Genomic DNA, 26,339 nt, shown 5'->3' on the forward strand with positions numbered 1-26,339 from the left:
CTTCACGCGTCAGTCGCCCCAATATGGGGGTGGTCAGGACGGTCTACAAGGGTGAAGTGGAAACTGGCGTTATCGCCTGGTTTTTGAGCCGGATTGACCCACTCTGAAAGAGCCGCCCTCGTCCCTGAATCTGGCTATCGCGCACGAGGAAAAGTTCGGCGCAACTTTCGAAGCGCCGAAATTAACTCAAATCGATGACAGGGAGCTATAGGACAGCGAAGGTGCCTTGTGCTTTTGCGACCAGTTTTTCGTCCTGGTACACGTCCGCCTCGACCACCAGCGTGCGCCGACCCGGGTGAATCACTCGGGCGGTGCACAGCACATCGCCGTCGGAAACGGCGCGGATGTAGTTGATCTTGCATTCGATGGTCGCGCTCTGCTGGTCGAAACCATGGGAGCTGGAACACGCCAGCCCCATGGCAATGTCCACCAGGCTGAAGATCGCCCCGCCATGGAGCTTGCCAGCGCGGTTGCGCAACTGCGGTTCCAGGGTCAAGGCCACCTCGGCAACACCGGTTTCCAGGCGCTGCAGGCGGCAGCCAATGAGTTCGCTGAAAGCGCTGTGGGTCAAGCCGGCTGGCAGTTCCATTAACGTTTCTTCAGTTGTTTGGCGTTGGCGAACAGCGAAGCCATGGCGTTGTTGGCCGGGGCTGGCGCAGCGGTTTCCTTGCGGGGGGCGGCGCCTTGGGACTGGCGTGGCGCCGAGCCCGGGCGTGCGCCGCGGGCACCGTCGATTTTCTCGCCCGGGGTGTCGCTCATGCGCATCGACAGGCCGACGCGTTTGCGCGGGATGTCGACTTCCATGACCTTGACCTTGACCACATCACCGGCTTTCACCGCTTCACGCGGGTCCTTGATGAACTTCTCCGAAAGCGCAGAGATGTGCACCAAACCGTCCTGATGCACGCCGATATCCACAAACGCGCCGAAGTTGGTCACGTTGGTCACCACGCCTTCGAGGATCATCCCCAGTTGCAGGTCCTTGAGGTCTTCGACGCCTTCCTGGAATTCGGCGGTCTTGAACTCGGGACGCGGGTCGCGGCCAGGTTTTTCCAGCTCTTGCAGGATGTCGGTGATGGTCGGCACGCCGAAGGTTTCGTCGGTGTACTTCTTCGGGTCCAGGCGCTTGAGGAACGCGGCGTCGCCGATCAGCGAGCGGATGTCGCGGTCGGTTTCAGCGGCGATGCGTTGTACCAGCGGGTAGGCTTCCGGGTGGACAGCCGAGGAATCCAGCGGGTTGTCACCGTTCATGACGCGCAGGAAGCCGGCGGCTTGCTCGAAGGTTTTTTCGCCAAGGCGTGCGACTTTTTTCAGCGCTGCACGGGTCTTGAACGCACCGTTTTCGTCGCGGTGGGTCACGATGTTCTGCGCCAGGGTGGCGTTGAGGCCGGAGATGCGGGCCAGTAGCGCAACCGAAGCGGTGTTTACGTCCACGCCCACGGCGTTCACGCAGTCTTCAACCACGGCGTCCAGGCCGCGAGCCAGTTTCAGCTGCGACACGTCGTGCTGGTACTGGCCGACGCCGATGGATTTCGGGTCGATCTTCACCAGCTCGGCCAGTGGGTCCTGCAGGCGGCGAGCAATGGACACGGCGCCACGGATCGACACGTCGAGGTCCGGGAATTCCTTGGAGGCCAATTCAGACGCGGAGTACACCGAAGCGCCGGCCTCGGAGACCATCACCTTGGTCATCTGCATGCCTGGATATTTTTTGATCAGCTCGGCGGCCAGCTTGTCGGTTTCGCGGCTGGCGGTACCATTACCGATGGCGATCAGGTCCACCGAGTGCTTGGCGCACAGGGCGGCCAGGATCGCGATGGTTTGGTCCCACTTGTTGTGCGGCACGTGGGGGTAAACCGTGGCATGGTCGAGCAGCTTGCCGGTGGCGTCGACCACGGCAACCTTGCAGCCGGTACGCAAGCCCGGGTCGAGGCCCAGGGTTGCGCGTGGGCCGGCGGGTGCGGCCAGCAGCAGGTCGTGCAGGTTGTGGGCGAATACGCTGATGGCTTCGGTTTCGGCGCCGTCGCGCAACTCGCCCAGCAGGTCGGTTTCCAGGTGGGTGTAGAGCTTGACCTTCCAGGTCCAGCGCACGACTTCACTGAGCCACTTGTCCGCAGGACGATTCTGATTCTGGATGCCGAACTGTTGACCGATCATGCCTTCGCACGGGTGCATGGTGCCTGGCAGCTCGTCGCCGACTTTCAGCGCGGAGCTCAGGATGCCTTCGTTGCGGCCGCGGAAAATCGCCAGTGCACGGTGGGACGGCATGCTTTTCAGCGGCTCGTCGTGTTCGAAATAATCGCGGAACTTGGCGCCTTCCTCTTCCTTGCCGGCGATCACGCGGGCACTCAGGGTGGCTTCCTGCTTCAGGTAGTTGCGCAGTTTTTCCAGCAGGTTGGCGTCTTCGGCGAAGCGCTCCATGAGGATGTACTTGGCGCCTTCGAGGGCGGCCTTGACGTCGGCCACGCCTTTTTCGGCATCGACAAAGCGTGCAGCTTCGGCTTCCGGGGCCAGGGACGGGTCGTTGAACAGACCGTCGGCCAGCTCGCCGAGGCCGGCTTCCAGGGCGATCTGGCCCTTGGTGCGGCGCTTCTGCTTGTACGGCAGGTACAAGTCTTCGAGGCGGGTCTTGGTGTCGGCGAGCTTGATGTCGCGTTCCAGCTGCGGGGTCAGCTTGCCTTGCTCTTCAATGCTGGCGAGGATGCTGATACGCCGTTCGTCGAGTTCTCGCAGGTAGCGCAGGCGCTCTTCCAGATGCCGCAACTGGATATCATCGAGGCTGCCGGTGACTTCTTTACGGTAACGGGCGATGAAGGGCACTGTGGAGCCTTCATCCAGTAGAGCGACGGCCGCTTCGACCTGTTGTGGGCGTACGCCGAGTTCCTCGGCGATGCGGCTGTTGATGCTGTCCATAAAACCACCTGAAATTCTGAAAGCAGGCTCGCAGGCCCGGAAAACAAGGCTCGTGAGGCTGGTTGAGCGGCCCGTCTGGCGCCGCTGCCTGGGTCAAGAGGCAGCCTATTGACCCTCGAAATCGAAAAAATCACTACAAGCGGGTGAAAAAATCCCCTGGCAGTAAACGGTAACGAACTGACGTTGCCCTGCACAAAGGCGCCGCATTATAACCAGCGTTCTGCCCTTGGGGGGATTGCCGCCAAGGTTGTAGGGCGCGGGTTCGCTGGCGGTAGAGGAAAAATCTGCTAACAATGCACACGGTGCGTATAACGGCAGCTACGCCATAATGCGCGCCGAGATAAGAGGAGCATCTAATGAGCAGCACTGCACAAACTGCTGAAGGCGAAAAAATTCTCATCGTTGATGACGATCCGGGGCTGAGCAGCCTGCTGGAGCGTTTCTTCAACTCCAAGGGCTACCGTGCCCGCGCGGTGCCAAACACCGAACAGATGGACCGCCTGTTGGGACGTGAAGTCTTCAACCTGGTGGTGCTGGACCTGATGCTGCCCGGCGAAGACGGCCTGACCGCCTGCAAACGCCTGCGCGGCGCCAACAATCAGATCCCGATCATCATGCTGACCGCCAAGGGCGATGAGCTGAGCCGCATCAAGGGCCTGGAACTGGGCGCCGACGATTACCTGGCCAAGCCGTTCAACCCGGACGAGCTGATGGCACGGGTCAAGGCCGTACTGCGTCGCCAGGCCGCCCCGGTACCGGGCGCTCCAGGCAGCGAAGACGAAAGCGTGACCTTCGGCGACTACGAGTTGTCGCTGGCCACCCGTGAGCTCAAGCGTGGCGATGAAGTGCACATGCTGACCACCGGCGAATTCGCCGTGCTCAAGGCACTGGTGATGAACGCTCGCCAGCCGCTGACCCGCGACAAGCTGATGAACCTGGCCCGTGGCCGCGAGTGGGACGCCCTCGAGCGCTCCATCGACGTACAGATCTCCCGTCTGCGCCGGATGATCGAGCCCGATCCATCCAAGCCGCGTTATATTCAGACGGTGTGGGGTGTGGGTTACGTGTTTGTGCCGGATGGCACTGCAACAAAGTGACCGATGATTTGCAGAGGCGGGCGTGCCGGTGATGACTCGATAAGAGTCAGCCGGTTGCCCGGCGTTTGCAATTCTGCGAGCTTGGCTCGCTCCTGCAAGGTGTTCAGCTGTCTTTTATGAAAACCCCGTTGTGGTTCCCGCAGAGTTTCTTCTCACGCACCCTTTGGCTGGTGCTCATCGTCGTACTGTTTTCCAAGGCCCTGACACTGGTTTATCTGTTGATGAACGAAGACGTGCTGGTGGACCGGCAGTACAGCCACGGTGTCGCGCTGACCTTGCGCGCCTATTGGGCCGCAGACCCCGAGAACCGCGAGAAGATCGCCAAGGCCGCTACCCTGGTCCGGGTCGCGGGCGCGGGCGTGCCCGAGGGCGAGCAACATTGGCCCTACAGCGAAATCTACCAGCGCCAGATGCAGGCCGAACTGGGTGACGACACCGAGGTGCGGCTGCGCATGCATGTGTCGCCGGCGCTGTGGGTGCGAGCGCCGAGCCTGGGGGAGGACTGGCTGAAAGTGCCGCTGTATCCGCATCCCTTGCGGGGGCAGAAGATCTGGAACGTGCTGGGCTGGTTCCTGGCGATTGGCTTACTTTCCACCGCGTCTGCCTGGATTTTCGTGCGCCAGCTCAACCAGCCGCTCAAGCGCCTGGTGTTTGCGGCACGCCAGCTGGGCCAGGGCCGCAGTGTGCGCCTGCCCATCAGCGATACGCCGAGTGAAATGACCGAGGTGTACAGCGCGTTCAACCAGATGGCCGAGGATGTCGAACAGGCGGGGCGCGAGCGCGAGCTGATGCTGGCGGGGGTGTCCCATGACCTGCGCACGCCGCTGACGCGTCTGCGGCTTTCCCTGGAACTGATGGGTAACCACACCGACCTTACCGACGACATGGTTCGAGACATCGAGGACATGGACGCGATTCTCGACCAGTTCCTGGCGTTTATCCGCGATGGCCGGGACGAGGTGGTGGAAGAGGTCGACCTGACGGACCTGGTTCGCGAGGTGGTTGCGCCTTACAACCAGAATGGCGAGCAGGTGCGCATGCGCCTGGAGCCGATCCAGCCGTTCGCGTTGCGTCGGGTTTCGATGAAGCGCCTGCTGAATAACCTGATTGGTAACGCGCTGCATCACGCCGGTTCCGATGTGGAAGTAGCAGCCTACGTTTCCGGGGATACCAGCGCGCCTTACGTGGTTCTGAGTGTCATGGACCGTGGGGCCGGCATCGATCCGGCGGAACTGGAAGGTATCTTCAACCCGTTCACCCGAGGCGACCGTGCCCGGGGTGGCAAAGGCACGGGCCTGGGGCTGGCGATCGTGCGGCGGATTGCTTCGATGCATGGCGGCAATGTCGAATTGCGCAACCGGCCGGATGGCGGCCTGGAAGCGCGAGTGCGCTTGCCGTTGGGGCTGATGTTGCCCAGGGACGCGGTCTAAATGTGGGAGCGGGCTTGCTCGCGAAGGCGGTGGGTCAGTCCATAGAAATATCGACTGATCCACTGCCTTCGCGAGCAAGCCCGCTCCCACACTGGTTTTGCGGTGCTTTATAGGTCGGGTGTATTCAGCCCTTGCCTTTGGTCCTGGTCATATTCGGCCCACCACTCTTCTCCAGATGCTGAATGATGATCCCCGCCACATCCTTGCCGGTGGTGGTCTCAATTCCTTCCAGGCCCGGTGACGAGTTCACCTCCATCACCAGCGGCCCGTGGTTGGAGCGCAATATATCCACACCCGCCACGCTCAACCCCATGACCTTGGCTGCCCGCAGGGCGGTCATGCGTTCTTCCGGGGTGATCTTGATCAGGCTGGCACTGCCGCCACGGTGCAGGTTGGACCGAAACTCACCCGGCTTGGCCTGGCGCTTCATCGCGGCAATCACCTTGTCGCCCACCACGAAGCAGCGGATATCCGCACCGCCGGCTTCCTTGATGTACTCCTGCACCATGATGTTCTGCTTGAGGCCCATGAACGCCTCGATCACCGACTCGGCCGCAGTCGCGGTTTCACACAGCACCACGCCGATGCCCTGGGTGCCTTCCAGCACCTTGATCACCAGCGGCGCGCCGTTGACCATCTCGATCAGGTCGGGAATGTCATCCGGGGAGTGCGCAAAGCCGGTGACCGGCAAGCCAATGCCACGGCGCGACAGCAACTGCAGCGAGCGCAGCTTGTCCCGCGAACGGGCGATAGCCACCGATTCATTGAGGGGAGACACCCCCATCATTTCAAACTGGCGCAGTACCGCGCAGCCATAGAACGTCACGGAAGCACCGATACGCGGGATCACCGCATCGAAGCCTTCCAGCGGTTTGCCCCGGTAGTGGATCTGCGGCTTATGACTGGCAATGTTCATATAGGCGCGCAACGTATCGATCACCACCATCTCATGGCCACGTTCGGTGCCGGCCTCGACCAGGCGACGGGTGGAATACAGACGCGGGTTACGCGACAGCACAGCGATCTTCATGCAGCACCTGTGGCAGAGGTAGTAGAGACCGGGAACACCGGCTTGTCTTGAACGTATTTGACGCCGGGACTGACCACCAGTTGGCCGTCAATCAGGGCCTTGGAGCCCAGCAACAGGCGGTAACGCATGGCCTTGCGGCAGGCGAGGGTGAATTCCACCCGCCATACCCGATCGCCCAGGGCCAGGGTGGTGCTGATCACATACCGCACCTGGGCCTGGCCGTTGGAGCTTTTAATGGTTTTCATCGCCACCAGCGGTGCTTCGCAGCGCCGGTGACGCAGTTGCACCACGCTGCCCAGGTGCGCGGTGAAGCGCACCCACTTTGCACCGTCGCGCTCAAATGGCTCGATCTCGGTGGCATGCAGGCTTGAGGTACTGGCGCCGGTGTCGATCTTGGCGCGCAGGCCTGCCACTCCCAAGTCGGGAAGTGCCACCCACTCACGCAGACCCACAACGGTCAAATGGTCAAATGTCTTCAATATGAATAACCGGCAATTAATTCGCCCAGGCGGCGGGTGATACCTCGGCCAGGGCTTTGAATGCAGGCTTGGCGAACCAGTAGCCCTGCATCAGAAATATTCCACAGTCGGCGAGAAAGTCCCGCTCGCCGGCACTTTCGATGCCCTCGGCGATGACAGTAACGCCCAACTGCTCACAGATTGTGACAATCCCCCGGACGATCACCTGACGGACACGATCACGGTCGACATCGCGGATCAGCGCCATGTCGAGTTTGATCAGGTCAGGTTGGAAATCGGCCAGCAGATTCAGCCCCGAATAGCCCGCCCCGAAATCGTCGATGGCGGTCTTGAAGCCGAATTCGCGGTATTCACGCAGAATATTCGTCAAATGGCGATAGTTATCTACATGCTCGCTTTCCAGGGTCTCGAAAATCAGCCGATCCAACGGAAAATTATGCGCGCGGGCCGCCTCCAGGGTGCTGCGGATGCACAGTTCTGGTCGATAGACCGCATTGGGCATGAAGTTGATTGAAAGGTGCGTCTGCATGTTGAGTGTCGAAGCGGTGGCGATCGCGCGGGTGCGGCATTGCTGGTCGAAACGGTAGCGATTGCTGTCGTTGACCTGATCCAGCACCGACATCGCGCCCTCACCATTCACGCCGCGCACCAAGGCTTCATGGGCAAAGATCGACTGGTTACGCAGGTCCACGATAGGCTGATACGCAAAGGCGAACTCAAAGCCCAGCGGCTCACTTTGCTGGCAGCCCGCACAGGCTTGTTTGGGCGAGGTCAGTGAAATGGGAAAGTCGGTCACACGTTAACCTCGCGAAAACAGGATGCTACCTGGCGTATCTTAGGTGAGCTCAAGGGTTTATGCGTTGAAGGGTTTCAACGGTAAAGTTGCGACATTTTTCAGAGCGAGGAATTCAAGTGGCTCAGAAGCAGGAAGAGGAAGAAAAAGTCCGTTTGGACAAGTGGTTGTGGGCGGCGCGTTTCTTCAAGACCCGTGCCTTGGCCAAGGCGGCGATCGAGAGTGGCAAGGTGCATTGGCGCGGCGAGCGTTGCAAGCCCGGCAAGGAGCCACGCATCGGCGATGAGTTTCAGATCCGTGCCGGGTTTGATGAGCGAACCGTCGTAGTCCAGGCCCTTTCAATTGTGCGAAGGGGCGCTCCCGAGGCGCAGGCGTTGTATACCGAGACCGAAGCCAGCATCGCCAAGCGCGAAAACGCGGCGGCCATGCGCAAGGCCGGCTCCCTGGGCATGACCACCGACGGCAAGCCAAGCAAGAAACAGCGGCGCGACCTGTTCAAGTTTCGCGGCAGTGGCAATGATGATTAATCGGCAGACCGCAGGAGCCAGGCCGGCTCCTGCTATTCCAATTCAAACGCTGCGAATCACGCTCAAGCGATTAACCAGCGGTACTCGCCGAAACAACTCAAACACCGGGCCCGTCACTCGCACCAGCCCCCGCGAAACCTTCGCTGCAAAGGGCGTGTAGTAACCCCAGCCCAACGCCAACAGCGCCAGCAACACCCCACCGATATAATCGTCCTGCCCCCAATGCGCACCGGCTACCAGCCGCGGCATCATGAACAGCAGCGCCAAGCCCCAGATCACCAGCACCTGCCCGATCCGCTTGGCAAACACGGTCATGAACATCCCCCAGATCAACAATACCGATGCATGATCCCCCGGGAAGCTCTGGCTGGAGCGGTCCTTCAACTCCCATGTCTTCTCCAGGCCCGGGAAATAGTCGCTCATCTGAATCGCGCCGCTGATCACCATCGACGGGCTATGGTGTTGCCAGCCCATTTGCGCCGCCAGCTTGGAAAACAGCATGCGGATAAACAGCAACAGCAGCAAAATGCCCAGGAAGCCGAAAAACGCCTGGCGCACTTCAATCGCCTTGAACACCCAGTCGCCACGGATCAACAGCGTCAGCAGAATCACCCCGACCACCGCGTCAAACGGCCGCAAACTGGCCACCGCCCACACATGCAGCCACGCGGAGCTGCTTGCCAGCGGGTCATTGAGCAGATGAAACAGCCACTCGTCGAAAACCGTGCAGAGCGCCTGGCCCGCCGGCCAGAGCCAAAAACACAGCAGCCCCACAGCGAGTAAATTACACAGGGCCAATCGCCCGAGGTCCCACCTGGCTTGGAACAAACCCGGATTGTTCATAAACTGTTTCCTCTTTGCTTTAAAGCGCTTCGTTTTCCCGCAGAAGGCCGCACCAAAACGGTGCTAAAGCGTGTAATTCTATAAACCTTGTCATCTTTTTGTCATCAATTCAGATACCCAGACCTATGACTGATCTACCGGATACCGACTTCACCCAACGCTTCATCTTCGACGACAGCGACGCCCGCGGCGAACTGGTCGCCCTGGAGCGCAGCTATGCCGAAGTCCTCGCCAAGCACCCCTATCCGGAGCCGGTCGCGCAATTGCTCGGCGAACTGATGGCGGCTGCCTCGCTGCTGGTGGGCACCCTGAAGTTCGATGGCTTGCTGATCCTGCAGGCCCGTTCCGAAGGCCCGATCCCGCTGCTGATGATCGAATGCTCCAGCGAGCGCGAAATCCGTGGGCTGGCCCGCTACGACGCGGACCGCATCGCCGCCGATGCGACCCTGGCTGACCTGATGCCAGACGGCGTGCTGGCCCTGACCGTCGATCCGACGGTAGGCCAGCGTTACCAGGGCATCGTCGACCTCGATGGCGAAACCCTGTCCGACTGCTTCACCAATTATTTCGTGATGTCCCAGCAAGTGGGCACCCGCTTCTGGCTCAACGCCGACGGCAAGCGCGCCCGTGGCCTGCTGCTGCAACAACTGCCGGCTGACCGCATCAAGGACGAAGAAGACCGCGCCGACAGCTGGGCCCACATCACCGCCCTGGCCGGCACCCTGAAAGCCGAAGAGTTGCTGGGCCTGGATAACGAAACCATCCTGCACCGCCTCTACCACGAAGAGGCCGTGCGCCTGTTCGACGTGCAGTCGCTGCGCTTCCACTGCAGCTGCTCCCGCGAGCGCTCGGCCACTGCCCTGGTCAGCCTGGGCCTGGAAGATGCGCAGGACCTGGTGGTGGAGCACGGTGGCAACATCGAGATCGACTGCCAGTTCTGCAACCAGCGCTACCTGTTCGACGCTGCCGATATTGCTCAATTATTCGCCGGCGCGGGCGTAGACACCCCTTCAGGCACCCGCCACTAAAACGTTTAAGCACAGGTAAATCACCTGACAAACGCCGGATTTCCGCCGTTCTGACCGGAGGGCCCTACTCTTTTTGGGCTTTTCTGGCATAATCCGGCCCACTTTTTTCGCGGTAGTAGTGCGCAACTTTCTACTACAAAACGTTTGGAGCACTCGGCCACTGGCCGACGGGGAACCTCATGACGCAAGCCAATAACGCCGTATACACCGATCTGAGTGTTGACGATCTGGTCAAAGAAGCCCTGCAGCGCGGTGAAGGCGTGCTTGCCGATACCGGTGCGCTGGTCGTAGAAACCGGTCACCGTACCGGCCGTTCGCCAGTCGACCGCTTCATCGTTGAAGAGCCTTCCACCCAGGCTGCCATTGCCTGGGGCCCGATCAACCGCAAGTTCCCGGCCGACAAGTTCGATGCCCTGTGGGCTCGCGTCGAGGCATTCAACAACGCGCAAGAGCATTTCGTTTCCCACGTTCACGTAGGGGCTGCAGAAGACCACTACCTGGCCGTGAAAATGACCACCCAGACTGCCTGGCAGAACCTGTTCGGTCGTTGCCTGTTCATCAACCCGGCCCAGTACAACCCGGCCGGTCGTGAAGAGTGGCAAGTGCTCAACGTGGCCAACTTCGAATGCGTGCCAGAGCGTGACGGCACCAACTCCGACGGTTGCGTGATCCTCAACTTCGCCCAGAAAAAAGTCCTGATCGCCGGCATGCGTTACGCCGGTGAGATGAAAAAAGCCATGTTCTCGGTGCAGAACTTCCTGCTGCCGGCCTCCGACGTGCTGCCGATGCACTGCGCAGCCAACATCGGCGAAGCCGGCGACGTGACCCTGTTCTTCGGTCTGTCGGGCACCGGTAAAACCACCCTGTCCGCCGACGAAAGCCGCTACCTGATCGGCGACGACGAACACGGCTGGGGCGAAGGTGTGGTGTTCAACATCGAAGGCGGTTGCTATGCCAAGTGCATCGACCTGTCCGAGAAGAACGAGCCGGTGATCTGGAAAGCCATCAAGCACGGCACCGTGCTCGAAAACGTGGTGATCGACGATGCCAAGCACGCCGACTACACCAACGTCAGCCTGACCCAGAACAGCCGCGCCGCCTACCCGCTGGAGCACGTGGCCAAGCGTTCCGAGAAAAACCTCGGTGGCGAGCCAAACGCTGTGATCTTCCTGACCTGCGACCTGACCGGCGTACTGCCGCCCGTGTCGATCCTCAGCGAAGAACAAGCGGCCTACCACTTCCTGTCCGGCTACACCGCTCTGGTGGGCTCGACCGAAATGGGTTCGGGCGGCGGCATCAAGTCGACCTTCTCCACCTGCTTCGGCGCGCCATTCTTCCCACGCCCGGCTGGTGAATACGCAGAACTGCTGATCAAGCGCGTGCGTGGCTTCGGCTCCAAGGTCTACCTGGTCAACACCGGCTGGACCGGCGGCGGCTACGGCGTTGGCAAGCGCTTCAACATCCCGACCACCCGTGGCGTGATTGCAGCGATCCAGAGCGGTGCGTTGATTGGTGCCGAGACCGAGCACCTGGATACCATCAACCTGGACGTGCCATTGGCCGTACCGGGCGTCGAGACTGGCCTGTTGAACCCGCGTAACACCTGGGCTGACAAGGCTGCCTACGATGAAGCGGCGAAAGCGCTGGCGGGTCTGTTCATCGAGAACTTCAAGAAGTTTGAAGTGAGCGATGCGATCAAGGCTGCGGGTCCGAAGTTGTAAGATTCGGCCGTTGTGAAAAAGCCGCCCCTAGTGGGCGGCTTTTTTGTGGGCGAAGGATCAGTCGACGAGGTGCAGAACCACGGCTCCCACTAACACCAGCACCACACCGGTCACTTGCACCGCTGACAGCCGCTCCTTGAAAAACACAAACCCCAGAATCGCGGCGATCCCACCGGACAGGGTGCTGATCACCGTCACCACGGAAACCGACCCCGCCATTGCGCCCCACGAGAACGCCGAGAACCCACCCAGGTTCATCAGGCTCGCGCTGGTCAGCGTTGCGCAGTTTTTCAGCGGTGGGATTTTCAGGCCGTCTTTGATCTTAAGCACCATCAACACCAGGACGCACAGGCCAACCAAATACCCAAGCCAAAGCATCGTGACCGGGCCAAGCGTCGGCAGGGTGTAGCGGCCCTGCACCCAAAAGCTTGTGCCGTAGAGCAACGCTGCGAGCATCGCGTAGGCGATTGAGCGGCTGGAACTGTTGTGAGGGACGCCATTGTCCTTGTGAATGCTGGACAGGATCACGCCAATTACGCAGAGAGCGATGCAGCCGAGTTGGATCAGGCTGATGTGTTCGCCGCTGGCCCATGACAGCAAAGTAGTCACGACACCGTAGGACGTCACCAGCGGCGCGACAATCGCCGCTTTGCCCAGCGAGAAGGCCTTGGACAGCGCAAGGGCGCCGGAGACGGTCAGCAGGGCTGCTGCGGCTCCCAGGAGCCACACACTCAAAGGCGCCGCGAGGGATTTGACGAGGAAGGCCGGGAATATGACCAGCAGCAGGGTCATGATCAGGAAGCCCAGCGCCTGGCCGAAGTACACCGCGCGTTTGACGCCGACAGCTCGGGCGTTGAGGCCCACGAGGAAGTCCGTGCCGCCCCAGAGCAGGGCGGCCAGCAGGCCCATTATTACGTCCATGTAAGGTCCTTGGTTGTAGGTGCGAGCTTGCTCGCGAAGGTCGTTAACGATAATGCGGGCTTTCAGGGGGAACGCGGCGCTCTCAGGTTTTTCGCGAGCAAGCTCGCTCCTACAGGTTTTCCAGGGTTTGCGTGTCCCAGCGTTGGGCCTTGATAGCCAGGTAAAGCATGCCGATGGTCAGCGGGATTTTGTCGCCGCGGCCTTTGGCTCTGTGCTTCAGGAAGACATCGAAGACGGGAGGTTGGAAATAACGATAAGCGTCGTAGTCGTTCAAGTCGACAGCGAAGCCTTGCTCCAGAGCTTCCATCAATTGATTGGCTTCGGCGCCGTCGCAACCCAGGTCCAGGTTGATGGCCGTTTCAAGGCGCAGCGTCTTATGTTCAGGCAGGCCAATTTCTTCATGCAGCAGTTGCAGGAGCTGCTGCATCGCGATGTCTTCGGGGAAGTTGGGGGCCAGGTTCATGGTGGTTACGCGAGAGTGGGTGGAGGCGACCGACTTTATCGATGGCACCGCGATCCTTCAAACGAAACTGGTCAAATGTGGGAGCCGGGCTTGCCCGCGATGGCGGTGTTTCAGTGGTAAAGGTGTTGTCTGACACTCCGCTATCGCAGGCAAGCCAGCTCCCACATTTTTAGCTGTGTGGCTGCTCAGGTGGTGTTCGCTTTATGGCGTCGGTGGTGGTGAGTCGCATCATGCCGGTTTGGGCGACTTCCAGTAGATCGCAACCGTCCTGGACGAGCAGATACAGGGCGTTGGTGATATGCGAAATATCTTTGAGGTCGGCCTGTTCGAAGGTCAGGCAGGAGAAGGTTTCCAGGAGATCGGCTGCGGCGCGGATGCGTTGGTGGGCTGCGGACTGGATATCTTCGGCGGCGGCTTCGGTGTCGATGAGCAGGGGGTGGGTATCGGTGAAGTTGGTGCCAAGTGGAAGGTAGCGGTTTTTCGCTTCAGGTGTTTGCATTTGAAGGTACTCGGTTTGCTGTTAAGTAACCGTCGTCACCGTGGCCAAACGATGGGTGGCGGACTGTGCGCAGGTTGGCCAACCGGAAACAGCAATCCGGCACGTCCGAGGACGTCCTACACACAGCCGCCATAACATTGCGCTGAGAGGACGATAGACGTCCGCCAGACAAGTGATGGCACTTATGTGTGCTGTTTTCGAGTGACCAAACCCGGTCGCTGAATTTGCAACGACGGGGCGAACCTTGGCGGGAGTGTGGGGCGAGAGCAATAAACAGATCGTTACCAGCTTTAACGGATACTGATCGTTCCCACGCTCCGCGTGGGAATGCATCCCGTGACGCTCCGCGTCACCAGTGTTCATGGCTTGGGTCGTGCGCGGATGACGGGACGCGGAGCGTCCCTGGCGGCATTCCCACGCGGAGCGTAGGGAACGATCGGGGCTAGCGCGGGGTGCTGATACACCGCTCGAAAATCGCCTCCAACCCCCGATAATCACACGCCACCGCATCAATGTTCGCCGGTATCCACGCTGCGTTCTTCACCAGCCACCAGTTCACTGAAAACCCGGCATTCACGATGATCTGCTCGAACAGAATCCGCTGCGCCCGGCCGTTCCCTTCGCGAAACGGGTGGATCACGTTGAGGTCGCCATAAGCTTCGGCGACTTGCGTCACCAACTCCGCCTGCGTCACCCCGACAAACCAGTTCGCCTGCGCCATGTGCTGGATGATCTTGCTCGCCTCAGGCGGGATACGCTCCGGTGTGCAGAACAGCGTGTCGCCTTTCTGGATGTTGACCGTACGCAGTTCCCCGGCCCATTCGTAAATGTCCGCGAACAGGGTGCGGTGGATGTGTTGCAGGCGTTCCAGGTCGTAGGGCGGGGGATACAGCGGAAGGCTGCCGACAGCGATTTCAGACAGTTCCCGCTCGGCCTGGTGCAGGCGTTCTTCGTCGAACAAATCGAGGCGGTTACGCAGGACGCTGCTACCGGGGTAGCAGTACGGGTCCTGGCCCACGCCATATTTGTCGAGCATCAGCGTGGGGTGTTGCGGTACTTGGCGAGGACGGCTTCGCGGGTCGGCAGGGGTTTGTCGACGTCGGCGGGCTGGGTGTCGAACCCTTCCAGGCGCAGGCTGGCCAGGTAGTTGGAACGACGGATCTTGTCGTAGTGATCCTGCTTTTGCTCAAACGTCAGTTCGGCCATGACAGCGTCCTCTCGGTGCGAAGGTTGATTGTAGCGCAATGAGTTTCGAGATGCGTCCCGCGTAAGGTTGGAACGATTCTTACGGGTGCCTACTCCACTTCCCAGGCTGTGTATCATCCAGACTCTTTTTTCCTTGCGACCTTTCTCGATTCGCTGAATGCGCTGGTCTATGTTTTGGGCTCGTTCAGCGGTCAATGGAGTGACAGCTTATGCACAACACCCTCCAACAGGTCTTTGGTTATCCACAGTTTCGTTTGGGCCAGGAGGCGGTGGTCAGTGCCGTGCTGGCCGGCCGTTCGGCGGCGGCGATTTTTCCCACCGGTTCCGGCAAGTCCCTGTGTTATCAACTTTCCGCCGTGTTGCTGCCGCACCTGACGCTGGTGGTTTCGCCGTTGCTGGCGCTGATGCAGGACCAGTTGGGTTTCCTGCAGCGCCACGGTATCTCGGCGGGCAGCATCGACTCGGCCCAGAGCCGCGATGATGCCAATGACGTCATGGCCCGGGCGCGTTCGGGCGAGCTGAAAATCCTGATGGTTTCCGTGGAGCGCTTGAAGAACGAGCGCTTTCGCAACTTCCTGCAAAGCGTGCCGATCTCGCTGCTGGTGGTGGATGAGGCTCACTGCATTTCCGAATGGGGCCATAACTTTCGCCCGGACTACCTGAAGCTGCCGGATTACCAACGCCAGTTCCGCATCCCCCAGGCGCTGCTGCTGACCGCCACGGCGACGCCCAAGGTGATCGCCGACATGCAGGCCAAGTTCGCCATTGCACCTGACGATGTGATCACCACCGGCTTCTATCGCTCCAACCTCAACCTGCTGGTTGAGCCCGTCAGTGGCCAGGACAAGCGACGACGGCTGGTGACGTGGATGCAGGAGCGAGCCAATCAGCCAAGCATCGTCTACGTAACGCTGCAAAAAACCGCGGAGCAGATTGCCGAGCATTTGAATCGCAATGGAATCCAGGCCGAGGCTTATCACGCGGGCCTGGCTCACGATAAGCGGGAGGCCATTCAGAAGCGATTCATGGGCGGTCAGTCCAACTGCATCGTCGCCACCATTGCCTTCGGCATGGGCATCGACAAAAGCGATATCCGCAACGTGGTGCACTTCGACCTGCCCAAATCCATCGAGAACTACAGCCAGGAAATCGGCCGTGCCGGGCGTGACGGGCAGCCGTCTGAGTGTCTGGTTCTGGCCAACCGCGACAGCCTGAATATCCTGGAAAACTTTGTGTACGGCGATACGCCGGAACAGGAAGGTATTCGCCGAGTCCTGGAGGAAATACAGGCGGTCCGTGCCGATGGACAGTGGGAGTTTATGCTCCGCTCACTGTCGGACCACAGCAACATCCGTGAACTACCGCTGAAGACCTTGCTCGTGCAGCTTGAACTCAAGGGTGTGATTGCGCCGCGCTACGCGTTTTATGCCGAATACCGCTTCAAGTATTTGATTGAACCAGAGGCATTGCTGGCGCGTTTTGCCGGCGAGCGGCAGCAGTTTGTCGCAGCGATTATCCAGGTCTGCAAACGGGCGAAAACCTGGGCGACGGTGGACTTCGACGCGCTGTATCAACAGCACCAGGCCGAGCGCAGCCGGGTAGTGAAGGCCCTGGATTACTTTCAGGAACAAGGCCTGATCGAGATGGAAAGCCGGCAGATGACCGAGGTTTACGCCCTGCTGTATACCGACTTCGATCCACAGGCGCTGAGCACGGAGTTATACACAGGCTTCAAGCAGCATGAGGTGACGGAGGTGGCGCGAATTCACGCCATGCTGGATCTGTTCGCGACACAGGAGTGCCTGGGTTACCGCCTGGCGCACTATTTCGGCGATGAAAACGCGCCCCGGCAGTGCGGGCACTGCTCGGTGTGCCACGGTCACGTCGCCCACTTGCCGGCGCCGCCGAGCTTGCCGCCGCTTGTGGATAAAAACTTTCTCGCGCTGTGCGGTGAATTTATCCACAGCCACCATGAGTACAGCGGCGACTTGCCAAGCGCGGAGCGGCTGACACGGTTTTTATGCGGTCTCAGCGTGCCGTTGTTTACCAAGCTGAAGGCACGAGGGATTCCAGGTTTCGCGGTACTGGAGGAGTATCCCTATGCAGAGGTTCGTGAATGGGCGGAGGCAGGGTTGGAGGCACTCTGATTTCCGGTCTTGAGGGTCGCGCTTTCCCTTCCAGTGGCAGACGCCGCCGACAGCCGGACCGTGCCCGCAGGTGAGAAGGTTTGACGCTTCACTTCTTCTGCAAAGGAATTGCCCATGGCTTTTGGTTTTTCTCGTGGTGTTGTCCCCGGCGTCTTGCTGTTCGCCGGGTTGCTGGTCGCACAAGGCACGCTGGCCTCGGTCATCCCGTTGAGCGTGAATGACTGTCGGCAGATGCAGCTTCGCAACACCATCACCGCCGCCAATCCATTGCCCTGCGCACGCCTGGCGCGGGTGACGTTCAGCTATGTGGACTTTGGCGGAGTGCTGCATAACAACGGGCAGCTCGTGGTGCTGGATGCCATCGCACCCCATGTGGAGGAGATCTTCAGGCAGTTGCTGCAACGTCGGTTCCCGGTGCATCAGGCGGTCAGGCTGGAAACCTATCGAGGCAACGACAAGGTCTCGATGGCCCGCAACAATACCAGTGGTTTTAATGGACGCCAGGTCAGTGGCGCTTCGGGGTGGTCGCTGCACGCCTATGGCGCCGCAATTGACCTTAACCCTCTGCAAAACCCATTCGTTTTGTTCGGGCGTAACCCGCGAGGTGAATTCACCGGCCAGGCCACTGTTGAGCCCAGGGCAAGTACCGCAAATGCCGTTAACCGCCTGGATGCCCGCCCCGGCAAGCCGGCGCGCCCTGGCCGGGCAGAAGAGGTGATTGACCTGTTCGCCGAACACGGTTTTTTGACCTGGGGTGGTTATTGGGATTTTCCGCTGGATTACCAACACTTCCAGATCGGCCGGCGTTCGTTCGTGGAGTATCTGGCGCGGGTCACGCCGCAGCAGGCCAGCGCTGCAGTCGAGACCTATATCACCGCCTATCGCCAGTGCCTGCAGCAATCGGCCGAGACGGATCAAGCGCTCAAGCGTATGGCGTGCGTCCAGCAAACGATTGAGCAAAGCCCAACCTAGGCTTGCGGGTAGTGCTTGAACCCAGTATCAAGAGAGCCTCCTCCTGCCCGGGTTTTACCGATGACCAACGCCATGCCACAACGCGCCGATTACCGCCACTTCCAGCCGATCATCACGCGCTGGCACGACAACGATGTATATGGCCATGTGAATAACGTCACCTACTACAGCTTCTTCGACACCGCGGTGAATACCTACCTGATCGAGCAGGGCGGGTTGGATATTCATGACGGCGAAGTGGTTGGGTTTGTGGTGAGTTCGGCGTGCGACTACTTCGCCTCGATTGCCTTTCCGGACCGCATCGAGATCGGCCTGCGGGTGGGTAAGTTGGGCAACAGTTCGGTGCAGTATGAGTTGGCGGTGTTCAAGGCGGGAGAAGAAGATGCCTGTGCTGCGGGGAGGTTTGTGCATGTGTTTGTGGATCGGGCGTCGAACCAGCCGGTGACGATCCCGGGGATGTTGCGCGAGGCGTTACAGCGATTGGTGATCTGAATACGATCTGCGAAGCAATGAAAGTCAAATGTGGGAGCGGGCTTGCTCGCGAAGGCGGTGGATCAGTCGCCGGATGTATTGGCTGATACAACGCCTTCGCGAGCAAGTCGAATCGTCGCACCGCCGCTCCCACATTAAACCCGCGTTGTTCTTTCGATTCGCGTGTTACCGGTGGTGGCGATAGTGATGCTTGTTTTTGCGATGCCCATAAGCATGGCCGCGCCCGCGATGGTCATCGCGGTCATAGCGGCGGTTATCACGCCCACGGTAACGACGATCATCGTCATCGCTCTTGTTGCCCATGTAGTTGCCCAGTGCGCCACCGGCGCCACCGCCGGCTGCTGCGCCGATCAGGCTGCCGGTGCTGCCGCCGACACTGCGACCCACCACGTTGCCGCCGGCCGCGCCCAATGCGCCGCCAATGGCTGCTTCACCGCGGCTGCGCTTGTCTGCGCCGACCGCACTGCCGCCCGCGCCACCAAGAGCCGCACCGATGGCTGAACCAGTGTTACCGCCCAACTGCTGACCTACGACAGAACCTAGAACCCCGCCCAATGCGCCGCCCACACCGGCTTCGGTGGTGCCACCGGCCATGGCTGCGCCACTGACCAGGCCAAGGGACAACAAGAGAATCGAGGAGAACTTCATAGAGGAATCTCAAGAGGATGACGGCGCGATCCTGAGGTTGTATCGAGACGGTGACAATCGAAACCCGACCAGTGGTATGGGTTGTATACAATTCTCTAAGTTGCTGTTTTGTATGGGGAACTTAAGTGAGTTTTGCGAGTCTTTAGTTACTTCGGAACGGCCGCTTTTATGCAAAAGCGGCCTTTTTTGTGCCCGTAAGAAACTCGGGTGCTGTCTGTGGCGAGGGAGCTTGCTCCCTCGCCACAATGAGGTGTCGCTTAGGCCGACTTCGCCATGATCAAGCCGGTTGCACTCGCTGCTTCCAGGCGGATCGCTACAAACTTCGACGTTGGCGTATGGCTGCCATCCCCCGTGCTTTCCAGCGGCACCAGCGGATTCACTTCCGGGTAATAAGCCGCAGCCTGCCCCGCCGGAATATCAAATGCCAGCAAGGTAAAGCCCTTCACCCGACGCTCACGGCCGTCGTCCCAGATCGACACGATGTCAGCCTTCTGCCCCGGCTTGAAGCCCAGGCGGATGATGTCGGCTTCGTTGACGAACAACACATCCCGCTGGCCCTTGACCCCGCGATAGCGGTCGTCCAGGCCATAGATGGTGGTGTTGTACTGATCGTGGGAGCGCATCGACTGCATGATCAGGTCCGGCAATTGCCCGGTGTTGCGGGTGCGTTCGTGCACCAGGTCCTTGGGCAGGATGTTCGGGCGGAAGTTGGCGCGGCCCGACGGGGTGTTCCAGCGACGGGCGCCAGCCGAGTTGCCCAGGTAGAAACCGCCCGGGTTTTTCAGGCGCTCGTTGAAGTCCTTGAAGCCCGGAATGGTGTCGGCGATCAGGTCGCGAATACGGTCGTAATCGGCCACCAGCCAGTTCCAGTCCACCGGCTTGCTGCCCAGGGTGGCGGCGGCAATGCCCGCCAGAATCGCAGGCTCGGATTTCATCTGTTTCGACAGCGGCTGCAGCTGGCCGTTGGAGGCGTGGACCATGCTGAACGAGTCTTCAACGGTCACGGCTTGCGGGCCTTCGGCCTGGATGTCGATGTCGGTGCGGCCCAGGCATGGCAGGATCAGCGCGTCCTTGCCATGCATCAGGTGGCTGCGGTTGAGCTTGGTGCTGATCTGTACGGTCAGGTCGCAATTGCGCAGTGCTTCAAAGGTGCGTGGGCTGTCCGGCGTGGCTTGGGCGAAGTTGCCGCCCAGGCCGATAAATACCTTGGAGCGGCCTTCGAGCATGGCGTGAATCGCTTCCACCACGTTGTGGCCGTTATCGCGCGGCACCTGGAACTGGAAACGACGCTCCAGGGCATCGAGGAACGCCACCGGCGGGCGTTCGTTGATGCCCATGGTGCGGTCGCCCTGCACGTTACTGTGGCCACGCACCGGGCACAGGCCCGCGCCCGGGCGGCCGATGTTGCCGCGCAGCAGCATCAGGTTGGCGATTTCCTGGATGGTCGGCACCGAGTGGCGATGCTGGGTGATGCCCATCGCCCAGCACATGATCACGTTCTTGCCTTTGGCGTACATGCGCGCCGCTTGCTCGATCTCCACCAGGGTCAGGCCGGACTGCTCGACGATTTCATCCCATGAGGTGTCGTCGATCTCGCCCAGGTAATCCAGCACGTTGGTGGTGTGTTCGTTGAGGAAGTCGTGGTCGAACACGGCCTCCTTGCCTTCGGCCTGGGCCTGGCGTTCCCACAGCAGCAGGAACTTGGCCATGCCCCGCAGGATGGCCATGTCGCCTCCCAGCGCCGGGCGGAAGTAGGCGGTGTTGGTTGGCTTGTCGCCGTTGGTGAGCATTTCCAGCGGGTGTTGCGGGTGCTGGAAGCGTTCCAGGCCACGCTCTTTCAGCGGGTTGATGCACACCACCTGGGCGCCGCGTTTTACCGCTTCGCGCAGTGGCTCCAGCATGCGTGGGTGGTTGGTGCCGGGGTTCTGGCCCCAGACGAAAATCGCGTCCGCATGCTCGAAGTCATCGAAGGTCACGGTGCCTTTGCCCACGCCCACGCTTTGCGCCAGGGCGACGCCGCTGGCTTCGTGGCACATGTTCGAGCAGTCCGGAAAGTTGTTGGTGCCGTAGGCGCGCACAAACAGTTGATACAGGTAAGCCGCTTCGTTGCTGGCCCGGCCCGAGGTATAGAACTCGGCCATGTCCGGGTTTGGCAGCGCATTGAGGTGCTTGCCGATCAAGTCGAAAGCCGATTCCCAGCTGATGGGTTTGTAACGGTCGGTTTCGGCGTCGTAGCTCATCGGCTCGGTCAGGCGGCCCTGATACTCAAGCCAGTAGTCGCTCTGCTCCAGCAGCGCGCTGACGCTGTGCTTGGCGAAGAATGCCGCGTCGACCCGGCGCTTGGTGGCTTCCCAGTTGACCGCCTTGGCGCCGTTCTCGCAGAACTTGACCATGCCGCTTTCCGGCGAGTCGCCCCAGGCGCAGCCCGGGCAGTCGAAGCCGCCGTTCTGGTTGGTCTTGAGCATCATGCGGATGTTTTTCAGCGCGTTGTCGCTGGTCAGCCAGGCTTGCGCCACGCTGATCAGTGCGCCCCAACCACCCGCCGGGCCTTTATAGGGCTTGTAGCGCGGGGTGGGTTTGTCGTCGGCTTGATGATGATTACTCACGCTTGATTCTCCATCGCAGGGCTATAGACCCGCGGCGCACTTTTCTGCGGCAGGTGGATGAGATTGAGGTTGTGCCGGCGAGCCCATTGCAGGGCCAGACCGGTGGGCGACGACAGGCTGACCAGGGTCTGGATGCCTGCACGCAAGACTTTCTGGATCAGTTCGAGGCTGCAGCGACTGGTGACAATCGCCAGGCCGCCGTCGGTCGGAATCTTTTGGCGGATCAGCGCACCGATCAGCTTGTCGAGGGCGTTATGCCGGCCGATGTCTTCACGGCCCAGCAACAATTCGCCCTGGTTGTTCATGAACACCGCCGCATGCACCGCGCCGCTGTACTGGCCCAGCGGTTGGAACGCGCTGATGCGCTGGCGCAGGCCATCCAGCCATTCGGCAGGCGGCAACGGCGCGCCGGGCAACACCTTGAGGTTGGGCAGCGCCTGCTCCACGGCTTCTACGCCGCACAGCCCACAGCCACTGGTGCCGGCGAGTTGCCGGCGCTGCTGCTTCATATTCCAGAACGCGCGGCTGGAAATCTGCACCTGAGCGTATTGGGTCGAGCCCGAACCGCTGATTTTCAGGTCATAAATGTCGCTAACGTCTTCGATAATGCCGCTACCGATGCTGAATCCGACGATAAAGTCTTCAAGGTCGGTCGGCGTCACCAGCATCACCGCCTGGCTGATGTCGTTATAGGCAATCGCCAACGCAACTTCCTCGGCAAGCGCGGTGCGGGCCGATTCGGTGTGTTCGAGATTACAAAACTGGTAGCTCTGGCTGGCGGCGGGCGCGGGCGTTTCGAGGGCGGGCGCCGCGCAGACTGGGCGCTGGGCGTTCATTGGGCATTACCACCGGGAGTATTCAGCTGTAAGACTAGGCGCGACAAAGGGTCGCGTCTAATCGTCAGTACTGATCTACCGATAGATGCCGTCGATCAAGTCTCGATCAGCGATTTCTGATACAGCGCAAAACACGCTTCCGCCAAGGCCGAACGGGGTGCACTGCGGCGCATGATCAACCCCAGGCGAGCCAAAGTGTGAGCATCTTCAATGGGTTGCAGGCGCAGGTGCTCGGTGAGGGCGTCGAGGCCGCCGTCCAGTGGCATCACCGCGCAACACAGGCCGCCGTGCACCGCTTGTAACAATTGATGGACGGCATCGGTCTGCAACAGTGGCTGCGGGTTGAGGCCACGGCTGTGGAAATTGTGGTCGATGGACTGGCGAAAGTGCATGCCGCTGGTGAGCATGCCCAAGGGCAGTTCGATCAGCGCCTCCCAACTCAGGGGCTTGTCGCCGAAGCTGAAGAACCGTTGGTCGTACAGCAGGCCCATGCGGGTTTCGCCCAGGGCCAGGGAGTCGAAACGCTCGGCGTCCAGGCGCTCGAGGTACGACACGCCGAGGTCCAGGCGGTTGCTGGCGAGCTGTTCAAGGATTTGCTCGGAGCTTAACGCGGACAACTCAAAGCGCAGGCTGGGGTGTTCCTTGTGCAGCTTCTGCATCAACGCCAGCGGATCGAAGCTCGACAACGGCACCACCCCCAGGCGCAACGTGCCTACCAGGTTGCCGCGACACGCAGCGGCCTCGGCCTGCAAGCCGTCATAGGCCGCCAGCACCGTGCGTGCCCAGGCCAGCACGCGTTCGCCGGGGGCGGTAAAGCCTTCGAAGCGCTGCCCGCGATTGACCAGCGGCAACTGCAGCTCTTCCTCCAGGCTGCGCAGGCGCATCGACAGGGTCGGCTGGGTGATATGGCAGCGCGCCGCCGCCTGGCCGAAGTGACGGGTTTCGTCGAGGGCGATGAGGAATTTCAGCTGTTTGATGTCCATCTTCGCTCCGGGCTTATTCCAATGCGGTGGGATTCTAGCGTGTTTGGGTCTTTGGTCAGGCTGGAACCCAATTCTGTAGGACTGGTCTAGTCTTTGGCATCTGGAAATTAAATCCCAAGGAGAGCGCACCATGAGTCTTTTAAGCTTTGTTAAGGAAGCAGGCGAGAAGTTGATTGACCTGTTGACACCGGGTAATGCCAACGCGAGCGAGCAGTTAAAAGAGCACGTGGCCAAGGTTGGATTGGGTAACCCCAATGTGCAAACCACCGTCGACGGTGACAAGGTGACCGTGACAGGTGAAGTCGCCAGCCAGGAAGAGAAAGAGAAGATATTGCTGGCGCTGGGCAACATCGCCGGCGTTGCGAGTGTTGATGACCAGATCACCGTTTCCGGTCCTGCTGTCGCGGCGGCCCGCTTTGTCGTGGTGAAAAAGGGCGACACCCTGAGCGCTATTTCGCTGGCGGTGTATGGCAACGCCAACCAGTACAACAAAATCTTCGAAGCCAACAAGCCGCTGCTGTCTCATCCGGACAAAATCTACCCAGGGCAGACGCTGCGTATTCCTGAGTAATCCGCGGACCCAATGTGGGAGCGGGCTTGCTCGCGAATGCGGTGTGTCAGTCAATATATTCAGTGGCTGACACACCGTATTCGCGAGCAAGCCCGCTCCCACATTGGACCTTCAGTGTTGTTACAAACCTACGATCAAGTCCCGGTAATCCCCAACCGCTGCAAACTCCGCCGTGTCCTTGGGCCCCTTCCGGCTGTCCGGTTCCTTCACCGCCAGCAAGTGCCCCACGCCAAAATCCCGGGCGCTACGCAGGATCGGCAAGGTATCGTCGATAAACAGGCTGCGGGCCGGGTCGAAGGCGATGTCGGCGTGCAGGGCGTCCCAGAACTGCGGGTTTTCCTTGGCAAAACCATAGTCATGGGAGCTGATCAGTCGCTCGAAATAAGGCGCCAACTCGATGCGTTCCAGCTTCAACGACAGCGAATCCCGATGGGCGTTGGTGATCAGGATCACCCGCTTGCCCGCCTGTTTGATCGCCGCCAGGAAGGTGTCGGCATCCGGGCGCAAGGCAATCAGGTGCGCGGTTTCCAGCTTGAGCTCGCGTACCGGGATCTTGAGTTCGGCGCTCCAGAAATCCAGGCAATACCATTGCAACTGTCCGGCGTTACGCTCGAACAGCGGCTGCAGCTCCATCTCGGCCATGGCCCGGCTCACACCATGCAACTCGGCATAGCGCTGGGGCAGGTGCTCCATCCAGAAATGGTTGTCGAAGTGCAGGTCGAGCAAGGTGCCGTCCATGTCCAGCAGGACGGTGTCGATGGCGTGCCAGGGCAATGGAGGCATAAAGAACACTCATGTAAGAAAAGATATCCGACACAGACAATCGGAAAAGCCACGGTATAGTAACCCGATCACGCCAAGGAGCCGCTCATGCGCCAGAAACCCACCGTCCTCGCCCGCGAAATAGTCGCCAGTAGCCGTTTGTTCCGCGTGGAGGAAGTGCAATTGCGCTTTTCCAATGGCGTGGAGCGGACCTACGAGCGCCTGGTGGGCAGGGGGGCCGGTTATGGCGCGGTGATGATCGTGGCGATGATCGACTCGGACCATGCGTTGCTGATCGAAGAATATTGCGGCGGCACCGACGAGTATGAACTGTCACTGCCCAAGGGCCTGATCGAACCGGGCGAAGACGTGTTGGCGGCAGCCGACCGTGAGCTCAAGGAAGAAGCCGGTTTCGGCGCCCGCCAGTTGGAGCACATCACCGAGCTGTCGCTGTCCCCCGGCTACATGAGCCAGAAAATCCAGGTGGTGCTGGCCACCGAACTGTATGAAGAGCGCCTGGAAGGCGACGAGCCCGAGCCGATGCGCGTCGACCGGGTCAACCTGCGGGAGCTCTCGCAGTTGGCGCAGAACGAGCAGTTCAGCGAGGGCCGCGCGTTGGCCGCGCTGTACCTGGTACGCGACCTGTTGACTCAACGTGGAGCGTTCCAGCCATGAGCGAACTGTTCCTGGGTCACCCGTTTATTGCCCCCGCGATCGAATTGGCCCGCCAGGCTGGCGAGGTCATCCTGCCGTATTGGCGCGCCGATGTTGCCGTCACCACCAAGACCGATGATTCACCGGTCACTGCCGCCGACTTGGCTGCCCATCACTTGATCCTCGCCGGGCTGACTGCGTTGGACCCGAGCATTCCGGTGCTCTCGGAGGAAGACGCCGACATTGACCAGAGCGTGCGCGCCGGTTGGCAGCGCTGGTGGCTGGTGGACCCGCTGGATGGCACCAAGGAATTCATCTCCGGCAGCGAGGAGTTCACCGTCAACATCGCGCTGATCGAAAAAGGCCGCGTGGTGTTCGGTGTGGTGTCGATGCCTACCAGCGGTCGGTGCTACTTCGGGGGTGCCGGGCTGGGTGCCTGGCGTTCCGATGTAGGTGCTGCGCCCAAGCAAATCCAGGTGCGCCAGACCCCGGCGAGCGGTGAAGCATTTACTGTGGTTGCCAGTCGTCGCCATACGAGCCCTGAACAGGATCGCCTGCTCGCTGGCTTGAGTGCCGGATTGGGCGAGTTGAAGCTGGCCAATATCGGCAGTTCTTTGAAGTTTTGCCTGTTGGCTGAGGGCAGCGCCGATTGCTACCCGCGCCTGGCGCCCACCTCGCAGTGGGACACGGCGGCCGCGCAAGGGGTGCTGGAAGGGGC

Annotated in this window: 27 protein-coding genes and 1 pseudogene; 12 read left to right on the top strand and 16 right to left on the bottom strand. The window is 60.6% G+C overall.

Going from position 1 to position 26,339, the window contains the following annotated elements:
- Nucleotides 1–205: 205 nt before the first annotated feature.
- Complete coding sequence (locus HX786_RS19125; RefSeq protein ID WP_003213170.1) at nucleotides 206–589, bottom strand: PaaI family thioesterase; 384 nt, start codon at nucleotides 587–589, stop codon at nucleotides 206–208.
- Nucleotides 589–2,913 carry a Tex family protein gene (locus HX786_RS19130; RefSeq protein ID WP_003213172.1) on the bottom strand — a complete coding sequence of 775 codons (2,325 nt, stop codon included), beginning with the start codon at nucleotides 2,911–2,913 and terminating at the stop codon, nucleotides 589–591. Before HX786_RS19130 ends, HX786_RS19125 begins: the two co-directional genes overlap by 1 nt.
- Before the next feature lie 356 nt (nucleotides 2,914–3,269).
- On the opposite strand from HX786_RS19130, the gene ompR reads away from it, so the two are divergent.
- Both ompR and HX786_RS19140 read left to right on the top strand, forming a co-directional pair.
- The gene (ompR, locus tag HX786_RS19135) at nucleotides 3,270–4,010 is read left to right on the top strand and encodes a two-component system response regulator OmpR (protein WP_003213175.1); all 741 of its coding nucleotides are present in this window, start codon (nucleotides 3,270–3,272) and stop codon (nucleotides 4,008–4,010) included.
- A gap of 116 nt (nucleotides 4,011–4,126) precedes the next feature.
- The gene (locus HX786_RS19140) at nucleotides 4,127–5,440 is read left to right on the top strand and encodes an ATP-binding protein (protein WP_177049464.1); all 1,314 of its coding nucleotides are present in this window, start codon (nucleotides 4,127–4,129) and stop codon (nucleotides 5,438–5,440) included.
- Between the two features lie 124 nt (nucleotides 5,441–5,564).
- Here HX786_RS19140 and rimK read toward each other — a convergent pair whose 3' ends face one another.
- The 3 genes from rimK to HX786_RS19155 are packed head-to-tail and all read right to left on the bottom strand — an operon-like array spanning nucleotide 5,565 to nucleotide 7,745.
- Complete coding sequence (gene rimK / locus HX786_RS19145) at nucleotides 5,565–6,470, bottom strand: 30S ribosomal protein S6--L-glutamate ligase (protein ID WP_003213178.1); 906 nt, start codon at nucleotides 6,468–6,470, stop codon at nucleotides 5,565–5,567.
- On the bottom strand, nucleotides 6,467–6,931 hold the full coding sequence (locus tag HX786_RS19150; RefSeq protein ID WP_371132397.1) for an ATP-dependent zinc protease: 465 nt from the start codon (nucleotides 6,929–6,931) through the stop codon (nucleotides 6,467–6,469). Before HX786_RS19150 ends, rimK begins: the two co-directional genes overlap by 4 nt.
- A 34-nt stretch (nucleotides 6,932–6,965) precedes the next feature.
- On the bottom strand, nucleotides 6,966–7,745 hold the full coding sequence (locus HX786_RS19155) for an EAL domain-containing protein (RefSeq protein ID WP_134325546.1): 780 nt from the start codon (nucleotides 7,743–7,745) through the stop codon (nucleotides 6,966–6,968).
- A 116-nt stretch (nucleotides 7,746–7,861) separates the two neighbouring features.
- Here HX786_RS19155 and HX786_RS19160 point away from each other — a divergent pair, with 116 nt between their 5' ends.
- Entirely contained in the window at nucleotides 7,862–8,269 is a 408-nt protein-coding gene (locus HX786_RS19160; protein WP_003213184.1) for an RNA-binding S4 domain-containing protein, read from the top strand.
- Nucleotides 8,270–8,311: 42 nt separating this feature from the next.
- Here HX786_RS19160 and HX786_RS19165 read toward each other — a convergent pair whose 3' ends face one another.
- Complete coding sequence (locus HX786_RS19165; protein ID WP_134325547.1) at nucleotides 8,312–9,112, bottom strand: phosphatase PAP2 family protein; 801 nt, start codon at nucleotides 9,110–9,112, stop codon at nucleotides 8,312–8,314.
- A 125-nt stretch (nucleotides 9,113–9,237) separates the two neighbouring features.
- Between HX786_RS19165 and hslO the strand changes: the two genes are divergently transcribed.
- Both hslO and HX786_RS19175 read left to right on the top strand, forming a co-directional pair.
- The gene (hslO, locus tag HX786_RS19170) at nucleotides 9,238–10,140 is read left to right on the top strand and encodes an Hsp33 family molecular chaperone HslO (RefSeq protein ID WP_102367891.1); all 903 of its coding nucleotides are present in this window, start codon (nucleotides 9,238–9,240) and stop codon (nucleotides 10,138–10,140) included.
- 179 nt (nucleotides 10,141–10,319) lie between these two features.
- The gene (locus tag HX786_RS19175; RefSeq protein ID WP_003213191.1) at nucleotides 10,320–11,861 is read left to right on the top strand and encodes a phosphoenolpyruvate carboxykinase; all 1,542 of its coding nucleotides are present in this window, start codon (nucleotides 10,320–10,322) and stop codon (nucleotides 11,859–11,861) included.
- A gap of 57 nt (nucleotides 11,862–11,918) precedes the next feature.
- Here HX786_RS19175 and HX786_RS19180 read toward each other — a convergent pair whose 3' ends face one another.
- Nucleotides 11,919–12,770 (bottom strand): DMT family transporter, encoded by an 852-nt coding sequence (locus HX786_RS19180; protein WP_087692724.1) that lies wholly within the window; start codon nucleotides 12,768–12,770, stop codon nucleotides 11,919–11,921.
- A gap of 21 nt (nucleotides 12,771–12,791) precedes the next feature.
- Between HX786_RS19180 and HX786_RS31950 the strand changes: the two are divergent.
- Nucleotides 12,792–12,914 (top strand): annotated as a pseudogene (locus HX786_RS31950) (outer membrane lipoprotein carrier protein LolA); the annotation flags it as partial.
- Here HX786_RS31950 and HX786_RS19185 read toward each other — a convergent pair.
- The 4 genes from HX786_RS19185 to HX786_RS19200 form a co-directional block, all read right to left on the bottom strand.
- Nucleotides 12,892–13,245, bottom strand: coding sequence for a DUF1493 family protein (locus HX786_RS19185; protein ID WP_178912471.1), 354 nt, complete (start codon nucleotides 13,243–13,245; stop codon nucleotides 12,892–12,894). The pseudogene HX786_RS31950 and the gene HX786_RS19185 sit on opposite strands and share 23 nt — an antisense overlap.
- A 169-nt stretch (nucleotides 13,246–13,414) precedes the next feature.
- Nucleotides 13,415–13,744 (bottom strand): hypothetical protein, encoded by a 330-nt coding sequence (locus tag HX786_RS19190; protein WP_178912472.1) that lies wholly within the window; start codon nucleotides 13,742–13,744, stop codon nucleotides 13,415–13,417.
- Nucleotides 13,745–14,186: 442 nt separating this feature from the next.
- A complete protein-coding gene (locus tag HX786_RS19195) occupies nucleotides 14,187–14,780 on the bottom strand; it encodes a putative adenosine monophosphate-protein transferase Fic (protein ID WP_008435782.1) in 594 nt (197 codons plus the stop codon).
- A complete protein-coding gene (locus tag HX786_RS19200) occupies nucleotides 14,780–14,950 on the bottom strand; it encodes a YhfG family protein (RefSeq protein WP_003213201.1) in 171 nt (56 codons plus the stop codon). Before HX786_RS19200 ends, HX786_RS19195 begins: the two co-directional genes overlap by 1 nt.
- Nucleotides 14,951–15,159: 209 nt before the next feature.
- Between HX786_RS19200 and HX786_RS19205 the strand changes: the two genes are divergently transcribed.
- The 3 genes from HX786_RS19205 (at nucleotide 15,160) to HX786_RS19215 (ending at nucleotide 18,561) form a co-directional block, all read left to right on the top strand.
- Nucleotides 15,160–17,097, top strand: coding sequence for an ATP-dependent DNA helicase RecQ (locus HX786_RS19205; RefSeq protein WP_178912473.1), 1,938 nt, complete (start codon nucleotides 15,160–15,162; stop codon nucleotides 17,095–17,097).
- Nucleotides 17,098–17,211: 114 nt separating this feature from the next.
- A complete protein-coding gene (locus HX786_RS19210) occupies nucleotides 17,212–18,069 on the top strand; it encodes a M15 family metallopeptidase (RefSeq protein ID WP_003213205.1) in 858 nt (285 codons plus the stop codon).
- Nucleotides 18,070–18,129: 60 nt separating this feature from the next.
- Nucleotides 18,130–18,561, top strand: coding sequence for a thioesterase family protein (locus HX786_RS19215; RefSeq protein WP_003213207.1), 432 nt, complete (start codon nucleotides 18,130–18,132; stop codon nucleotides 18,559–18,561).
- A gap of 165 nt (nucleotides 18,562–18,726) precedes the next feature.
- Here the strand turns inward: HX786_RS19215 and HX786_RS19220 are convergent, their stop codons facing one another.
- The 4 genes from HX786_RS19220 to HX786_RS19235 form a co-directional block, all read right to left on the bottom strand.
- Nucleotides 18,727–19,209, bottom strand: coding sequence for a glycine zipper domain-containing protein (locus HX786_RS19220; protein WP_008435777.1), 483 nt, complete (start codon nucleotides 19,207–19,209; stop codon nucleotides 18,727–18,729).
- A gap of 257 nt (nucleotides 19,210–19,466) precedes the next feature.
- The gene (locus HX786_RS19225) at nucleotides 19,467–21,815 is read right to left on the bottom strand and encodes an FdhF/YdeP family oxidoreductase (RefSeq protein ID WP_178912474.1); all 2,349 of its coding nucleotides are present in this window, start codon (nucleotides 21,813–21,815) and stop codon (nucleotides 19,467–19,469) included.
- A complete protein-coding gene (fdhD, locus tag HX786_RS19230) occupies nucleotides 21,812–22,651 on the bottom strand; it encodes a formate dehydrogenase accessory sulfurtransferase FdhD (RefSeq protein ID WP_178912475.1) in 840 nt (279 codons plus the stop codon). The genes HX786_RS19225 and fdhD overlap by 4 nt, the downstream gene beginning before the upstream one ends.
- Before the next feature lie 95 nt (nucleotides 22,652–22,746).
- Complete coding sequence (locus tag HX786_RS19235; protein WP_003213213.1) at nucleotides 22,747–23,634, bottom strand: LysR family transcriptional regulator; 888 nt, start codon at nucleotides 23,632–23,634, stop codon at nucleotides 22,747–22,749.
- Nucleotides 23,635–23,764: 130 nt separating this feature from the next.
- Here HX786_RS19235 and lysM point away from each other — a divergent pair, with 130 nt between their 5' ends.
- Complete coding sequence (gene lysM / locus HX786_RS19240; protein ID WP_003213215.1) at nucleotides 23,765–24,205, top strand: peptidoglycan-binding protein LysM; 441 nt, start codon at nucleotides 23,765–23,767, stop codon at nucleotides 24,203–24,205.
- Nucleotides 24,206–24,325: 120 nt separating this feature from the next.
- Here lysM and yrfG read toward each other — a convergent pair whose 3' ends face one another.
- Entirely contained in the window at nucleotides 24,326–24,988 is a 663-nt protein-coding gene (gene yrfG, locus HX786_RS19245; protein ID WP_003213217.1) for a GMP/IMP nucleotidase, read from the bottom strand.
- A gap of 87 nt (nucleotides 24,989–25,075) precedes the next feature.
- Here yrfG and nudE point away from each other — a divergent pair, with 87 nt between their 5' ends.
- Together nudE and cysQ are read left to right on the top strand one after the other, a co-directional pair.
- A complete protein-coding gene (gene nudE, locus HX786_RS19250; RefSeq protein WP_003213218.1) occupies nucleotides 25,076–25,642 on the top strand; it encodes an ADP compounds hydrolase NudE in 567 nt (188 codons plus the stop codon).
- Nucleotides 25,639–26,339: 3'(2'),5'-bisphosphate nucleotidase CysQ (cysQ, locus tag HX786_RS19255; RefSeq protein ID WP_178912476.1), on the top strand; the 701-nt coding region annotated here is incomplete at its 3' end. The genes nudE and cysQ, both read left to right, overlap by 4 nt.

Origin of the sequence: Pseudomonas sp. 21615526, from assembly GCF_013386245.1 — a bacterium.
Classification (GTDB): Bacteria; Pseudomonadota; Gammaproteobacteria; order Pseudomonadales; family Pseudomonadaceae; genus Aquipseudomonas.